This is a genomic window from Vibrio sp. 10N.286.52.C3 (genome assembly GCF_041468865.1).
In the GTDB taxonomy this organism is placed as follows: Bacteria; Pseudomonadota; Gammaproteobacteria; order Enterobacterales; family Vibrionaceae; genus Vibrio; species Vibrio crassostreae_C.
In genome coordinates this window covers 72,872-79,587 of sequence record NZ_JBFRJM010000059.1, presented here as the reverse complement: position 1 = coordinate 79,587, position 6,716 = coordinate 72,872, and the positions used below count along the sequence as shown (strand labels likewise).

Below are 6,716 nucleotides of genomic sequence, written 5' to 3'. Positions count from 1 at the left end.
GCACTCATGGTCCCCATAAAGACGGCTTGATCACCGTTGGCAAAACTATAATCTGTAGTCCAGCTCGTTGTTTTTAATCCAGCACCAAAGCGAGGCAAGAAGGTATTTAAAACTGTTTCTTTAGACTCCCAGTTACCAATCCAAGGAATAGAATCATCTCCTTCATTATGCCAAACAAAATCGTCAGCCATTAGAGTACTTAGCTTTTCCATATCCCCAGATCCAGCAGCCCACAGAAAAGCTTGGGCAACCTCTAGGGTTTTTGCAGATTGTTCTGCCTTAGATTTATCCATGTCTGTTGCGTAACTTGCTTGAATTACTGCGAATAAGCTGAAATATATCACTAAAATTGTTTTTAACATTACGTCTCTCCGTTTAGTTGAACGTAGGATGAAGCAAACGACTCCCTCTGTAAAAGTAGAAGTCGAATAGAGCTGAATCAAATGTATTGAGCTTGATGGTACTGTGGTAGATAAGGGAATTTGGGCAATAGGCTTTGCAATAAAGCTGATCAGTCAAATTTTAAGAGCACAACCGAGCCTAAAATGATTTCTTGTCCAGAAGTGTGCTGACGGGGTATGTGCTTTGAATGAGCGGGACTGGACCGTCCAGTAAGCGACTTTAAGATACCTAAAGTTATCCGTATTTTCCTAATTTAAGTGATTACTCTAAGAAGGTTATGTCCAGAACCTTCATAAGCTGAATTTTCGCCCGTGGCATTTTCTAGTTCAAAAGTCCTCCTTTCCGACTCAGAACCGAACTCTATATGAGTTGTCGGGAGATTTTCTTTTACCCTCCCTACATCAAACGGATCCATAGCTGATCTTCCTAGCGACTTACAACGTAAGAGGCCGATTAAAAGGGAGAAAAAATTATGGCCACCGTTTATGTCAGCATCGGAAGCAACATTAACCGCGAATATCACGTCACAGAATCTCTCAAAGCATTGAATAGCCGCTTTGCACCTCTACACATCTCTAATTTTTACGATTGTGAGCCTGTTGGTTTTGAAGGAGACAACTTCCTAAACCTAGTCGTTGGGTTTGAATGTGACCTTTCTATCGCTGAACTGGCTAAGGTTCTGCATCAAATCGAATTAGAGAATGACCGCAAGCGTGAAACTAAAGAATACGCTTCGCGCACGATGGATATCGATATCCTTCTTTACGGTAACGAAGTGGGCACTATCGATGGAGTAGAGCTGCCTCGAGGTGAAATCACCGAGTACGCTTTTGTGCTTCGACCGTTAGTTGATGTTGCCGCGCAAGAACTTCATCCCACTCTAGATATCTCTTTTCAGCATCTCTGGAACAACTTCGATCAGCTGAGTCAGAAAACCGAACTTATACCGTTCGAGGTCAGCTTCACTTAGTCCCTGTAACTGCTTTAAACAGAACGCTTGAGCTTTATTGATCTTTTCCTCTAATAGGCACGTAACTCACTCTACCTTCTAAGGATCGGAAACTGTTATGAATCACAATGCGATTATCACCATCACAAATCTCAGATTAAGAACCTTCATCGGCTTCAACGAAGAAGAAAAAACCAAGCAGCAAGACATCGTCATAAATGCGGAGATCCATTATCCCGCGAACAACCTTTGCCTCTCTGATGATGTGGAGAACGCACTTAACTACAAAAATATCTGCAAAAAAATTATTGAACATGTTGAATCTGGACGGTTTCTGCTTTTAGAAAAGTTAACCAGCGACGTACTCGGTATTTGTATCGACCATTCATGGGTCCGATACGCTCAGGTGAGAATTGACAAGCCTCATGCTCTACGTTTCGCCGATTCCGTCTCGCTCACCCTGAGCTATGAAGCAGAACTTGAAGATTAACTCATAAGGAGCGACTCAATGCTAACCACAGAAGCTGAAAAAGTAAGAGAAGCTTTGCTCGAAAAGGGGCTTGAAACCCCGATGACATCGAGCGAAATGAACCCCGACCAGAAGTACAACCGCATCAAAGGGCTTTTGACGGAAGTTGTCAGTACGCTCGGGCTGGATTTAACCGATGACAGTCTCGCTGAAACACCTCATCGCATTGCAAAGATGTACGTTCACGAGATATTTTCAGGGCTCGACTACAATAACTTCCCCAAAATTAGTGTTATCGACAACAAAATGTCAGTTGATGAAATGGTTAAGGTATCGGATATAGATTTAACTTCGACGTGCGAACATCACTTCATCACCATCGATGGTTTAGCACAAGTGGCTTATATCCCAGAATCCAAGATTCTTGGGCTATCTAAAATAAACCGTATTGTTCGATTCTTTGCTCAGCGTCCGCAGGTTCAAGAACGCCTTACTCAACAAATCCTGGTCGCGATACAGGCTCTGGTTGAAACAGAAAATGTGGCTGTGACGATTAAAGCAACTCACTACTGCGTTAAATCGAGAGGCGTTATGGACGCTAACTCTGAAACCACCACAACCGCGCTTGGTGGCAGTTTCAAAACTAACCCTCAAACTAGAGCTGAGTTTTTACGATGAGTGAAACGATTCTAATAACTGGAGTGGGGAAGCGTTTAGGATTCGCTCTGGCGCAGCAACTTATATCTGACGGATACAAAGTCGTTGGCACTTACCGAAGCGACTATCCCCAGCTGAAAATACTGCGCGACAGTGGAGCCGACTTGCAACAGGTAGATTTTTATCAACAAAGTAGCTTAGAGGGTTTTTTGCATTATGTTGGTCAAGAATATAAGGCGATTCGAGCCATCATCCATAACGCTTCCGACTGGCAACCGGAGAACAAAAAAAATCCCAGTGAAAACGCATTACAAATCATGAACCAGATGATGACGGTTCACGCTACCGTGCCTTATCTGGTTAACTTAACGCTCAAAGACCAATTAATGTCTGGCGATAAAACGTCGGACATCATCCACATCAGTGATTACGTTGCGGAAAAAGGCAGTAAAAAACACATCGCTTACGCGGCCAGTAAAGCTGCACTCAACAACCTGACGCTGTCGTTCTCAGCGATGCTGGCTCCCAAGGTGAAAGTCAATACTCTCTCTCCTGCCATGATAAAATTCAATGAACATGATGACGAGGCGTACAAAACCAAAGCTCTGAAAAAAGCACTGATTCCCTCAGAGGCAGGCTTTGAAGAAGTGATAGATGGCATTAAGTTTGTTTTGGCTAGTCACTATATGACAGGAAGGACTTTGCACCTTGATGGCGGCAGGCACTTGAAGTGAAGTTCATGCGTTGTGATCTTGAGGCAGGATAGTCAACTAATCTATTCGTCTTTCATATCGTCTAACTACATTTTTTTAAGTTGTCCCTCGACACTTTTTGGGTTTTAGACATTAGAACGTGTTTGCATGGGCGACTCACCAAACAACTGCTTGTAGCTTTGGCAAAAATATCCCAGATGAAAAAAACCAAAGTCAAAGGCGATTTCATTGATGCACCGTTGTTCGCTCGGATTTTGCAGAATGCGCCGTACCTGGTTGAGACGTACATTTTGTATAAATTGTTTTGGTGATATGTCACAACAGGACTCAAAGGTGTATTGCAGCGTACGGCGACTGACATAAACCGCATCGCACAGTTCAGACACGGTGACGGGTTTACGGTACTGCGAGTTATCTAGGTACTGCCTAATTCGACGCATTGTGTTCTCACGCTGTGAGGCATTGGTTTTTTGCATATTTTGATTAGACGATTGAGCGAACAATTCGACCAACATATCTTGAACAATGGATTGATGAGTTTGAAAAGACCAGCGAGATTGACTCGGGGAGAGTAGTAAGCTCAAGTAAGCTTTTATTTGTTGGGTGTAGTGTTGAGAGCAACCAAGAAAGTGGCTCTTGCTGTTTAATGATTCAATCTCTAGCTGTTGCTGAATCATTTCAACCAGTGAAGGGCTTATGACTAACCCATAAATAGAAAAGGTTTCTGGCGTAAGTAGCTCAAAATCCGCCCCAGCCTCACGGATCAAAATACTATCAGGATTACCTTGTGCGTAATTGATGTGTAAAGGTCTATCGTTAGCACTGATCCCTAACCAAATCCCTTCATTAATACGACATTGCTGCTTGAGTTTTCGGTTGCTGTCTTCTCGAAATAGGTGCACGTGAGAAAATTTTCGTTCACGGATCTGACCTAGAAAACTTCCTTGACTCAGTTGGTCATATTCTTGCTGCCAGTTAAAGAGGCTGGCTGCCTGCTGATTTGCATCAAATGTGTTGAATGTGCACAAATTAGGTGCATAACGCATCAATTCTTCATCCTTTCTCATCATTCCATGACCTACCCATGTGACCCATATTAGTACAGTGTGTCTTTAAGTTTATGTTTATTAATGCTTTTTTATGTTTGCCGATTCTTGATATTCATTCGGTTCAAAAATCGCTTAATTACTCATATATACAAAAGGTTATTGAGCAAGAACTGAACCAGTTTATGAAGAGGGAATTTATGACAGCAGCTTATCGCCGACAACAAGGGCACCTGGTTTTTAACTTTGAGTCGTTAGCAGATCTGATGGCAAAGGCTACGCCAGAGCGTTCAGGGGATGTTTTGGCTGGTGTATCTGCGACTTCTGCTGCAGAGCGTGTTGTAGCTCAGATGACACTGGCAGACTTGCCCCTAAAGACGTTTTTAAATGAAGCGGTGATCCCTTATGAAAGTGATGAAGTTACTCGTTTAATCATTGATAGCCATGATAGAGAGGCGTTTAAAGCGATTGATCACCTTACAGTGGGAGACTTTCGGAACTGGCTGCTAAGTGATGAAGCCGATAGTCTCACGCTTGCAAAGCTGCGTCCTGGTTTAACTCCAGAAATGGTGGCTGCAGTGAGTAAGATCATGCGTAATCAGGATTTGATCCAAGTCGCCAAAAAATGTCGGGTAGTGACTGCGTTTCGTAACACCATTGGCTTGCCTAGTCGTTTATCCACCCGTTTACAGCCCAATCATCCAACCGATTCTCTCAATGGCATTGCCGCCAGTATTTTTGATGGTTTGATGTATGGCAATGGTGATGCTGTGATCGGCATTAATCCCGCAACAGATAATGTACCACAGGCAATTAAGTTGATGAATCTGATGGAAGAGGTCATTCAACACTACCAGATCCCGACCCAATCTTGCGTATTAACCCATGTTACAAACACGATTGAAGCGATTGAGATGGGCGCTCCGGTGGATCTCGTCTTTCAATCTATTGGTGGCACTCAAGGTACGAACGACACCTTTGGTATTAACCTTTCGATCCTTAAAGAAGCAAACGAAGCGGCGCTTTCGCTGAACCGAGGCACCGTTGGAAGTAACGTCATGTACTTTGAGACAGGGCAAGGAACATCTCTCTCTGCCAATGCTTTTCATGGTGTGGACCAACAAACTTGTGAGACACGGGCTTATGCCGTAGCGCGTCATTTTAATCCATTGTTGGTTAATACCGTGGTCGGCTTTATCGGCCCTGAATATCTCTTTGATGGAAAACAGATTATTCGAGCAGGGCTTGAGGACCATTTTTGTGGCAAATTGCTTGGCCTGCCGATGGGGTGTGATATCTGCTATACCAACCATGCCTATGCCGATCAAAATGATATGGATAACTTACTGACATTGCTCGGTGTCGCTGAGTGCTCGTTCATTATGGGGATTCCGGGTTCCGATGACATCATGCTCAATTATCAAACAACCTCGTTTCATGATGCACTTTATGCACGCAAGGTGTTGGGTTTAAAACCTGCGCCGGAGTTTGAGGAGTGGCTAACTCAGATGCAGATTTTTGATGATGTAAAAGATGTGCGCCTAAATGAACGACTCTCCGGCTCATTTGCTGGCGCTCTAGCACAACTTAATGGAGGCCCCGCACATGGGTAAGGTGGTCTCTATGGCAAAACATTCTGCTTCTAAGTTGGTAACTCAAAACCCTTGGCACGAGCTTAAAGGTTTTACATCGGCACGTATTGCACTGGGTCGAAGTGGAAATAGCGTTCCAACTAAAGAGTTGCTTTCATTTCAACTCGACCATGCACAGGCGATGGATGCCGTTCATTGTGCTTTAGATGTGGATTCATTGGTTGAGCTCATCGCTCAATCAAACTCGGTCATTCAACACACTTCTCAGGCACCAATTAAGGCGCACAGCAAAGCGACAGACAGATTCATGTATTTGCAAAGGCCGGATCTTGGTCGTGAGCTTGATGACGTCTGTTGGAATCAGTTGCAAGCCGTTCTTCATTCAGAGTCTCCCCCGTTTGATCTCGCGATAGTAGTGGCTGATGGCTTGTCTTCAATTGCCATTCAAAATCATGCAAATCCAGTCATTGAGCATCTGCTTTCTTTATTAGGGGAAGACGAAGTGCCGTGGCATGTTGCTCCTATTACTGTTGTGAGGCAGGGCCGAGTGGCAATAGGAGATGATGTTTGCGAGTGCTTACAAGCCAAGATGGTGGTGGTTTTGATTGGTGAACGCCCGGGACTGACCTCTCCAGATAGCATGGGTATGTACCTGACTTGGCAGGCGAGAAGAGGAACAAAAGACTCTGATAGGAACTGCATTTCTAATATTCGCCCACAGGGGTTGGCTTATGAAGATGCGTGTAAGCGAGCGGTATACCTATTGAAGGAAGCTCGTCGGCTAGAGCTTTCTGGGGTCAACCTTAAAGACCGTTCGAGTATCGAGGAAGAAGGTGGTGAGCAGTTAGAAGACAAGCACACAGGCAATTTTTTAATTGGATAAAAGAC

Annotated in this window: 8 protein-coding genes; 6 read left to right on the top strand and 2 right to left on the bottom strand. The window is 44.1% G+C overall.

Annotation, left to right across the window (positions count from 1 at the left end; all coding sequences use genetic code 11):
- Window positions 1–362 (bottom strand): nuclear transport factor 2 family protein (locus AB4138_RS18500; RefSeq protein WP_372307205.1); only part of this gene is annotated, 362 nt, incomplete at its 3' end.
- A gap of 512 nt (window positions 363–874) precedes the next feature.
- On the opposite strand from AB4138_RS18500, the gene folK reads away from it, so the two are divergent.
- From folK to folM, 4 genes are all read left to right on the top strand, one after another.
- Window positions 875–1,372 carry a 2-amino-4-hydroxy-6-hydroxymethyldihydropteridine diphosphokinase gene (gene folK, locus AB4138_RS18495; RefSeq protein WP_372112529.1) on the top strand — a complete coding sequence of 166 codons (498 nt, stop codon included), beginning with the start codon at window positions 875–877 and terminating at the stop codon, window positions 1,370–1,372.
- 97 nt (window positions 1,373–1,469) lie between these two features.
- Complete coding sequence (folX, locus tag AB4138_RS18490) at window positions 1,470–1,841, top strand: dihydroneopterin triphosphate 2'-epimerase (protein ID WP_017067658.1); 372 nt, start codon at window positions 1,470–1,472, stop codon at window positions 1,839–1,841.
- A gap of 18 nt (window positions 1,842–1,859) precedes the next feature.
- Window positions 1,860–2,498, top strand: coding sequence for a GTP cyclohydrolase I FolE (gene folE, locus AB4138_RS18485; RefSeq protein WP_048611743.1), 639 nt, complete (start codon window positions 1,860–1,862; stop codon window positions 2,496–2,498).
- Window positions 2,495–3,211 carry a dihydromonapterin reductase gene (folM, locus tag AB4138_RS18480; RefSeq protein WP_372307202.1) on the top strand — a complete coding sequence of 239 codons (717 nt, stop codon included), beginning with the start codon at window positions 2,495–2,497 and terminating at the stop codon, window positions 3,209–3,211. Before folE ends, folM begins: the two co-directional genes overlap by 4 nt.
- A gap of 104 nt (window positions 3,212–3,315) precedes the next feature.
- Here the strand turns inward: folM and AB4138_RS18475 are convergent, their stop codons facing one another.
- A complete protein-coding gene (locus tag AB4138_RS18475) occupies window positions 3,316–4,236 on the bottom strand; it encodes a helix-turn-helix domain-containing protein (protein WP_017067657.1) in 921 nt (306 codons plus the stop codon).
- Between the two features lie 200 nt (window positions 4,237–4,436).
- Between AB4138_RS18475 and AB4138_RS18470 the strand changes: the two genes are divergently transcribed.
- Window positions 4,437–5,849, top strand: coding sequence for an ethanolamine ammonia-lyase subunit EutB (locus AB4138_RS18470; RefSeq protein WP_017061645.1), 1,413 nt, complete (start codon window positions 4,437–4,439; stop codon window positions 5,847–5,849).
- Entirely contained in the window at window positions 5,842–6,711 is an 870-nt protein-coding gene (gene eutC / locus AB4138_RS18465; protein WP_136974151.1) for an ethanolamine ammonia-lyase subunit EutC, read from the top strand. Before AB4138_RS18470 ends, eutC begins: the two co-directional genes overlap by 8 nt.
- The last annotated feature ends 5 nt before the right edge of the window (window positions 6,712–6,716 follow it).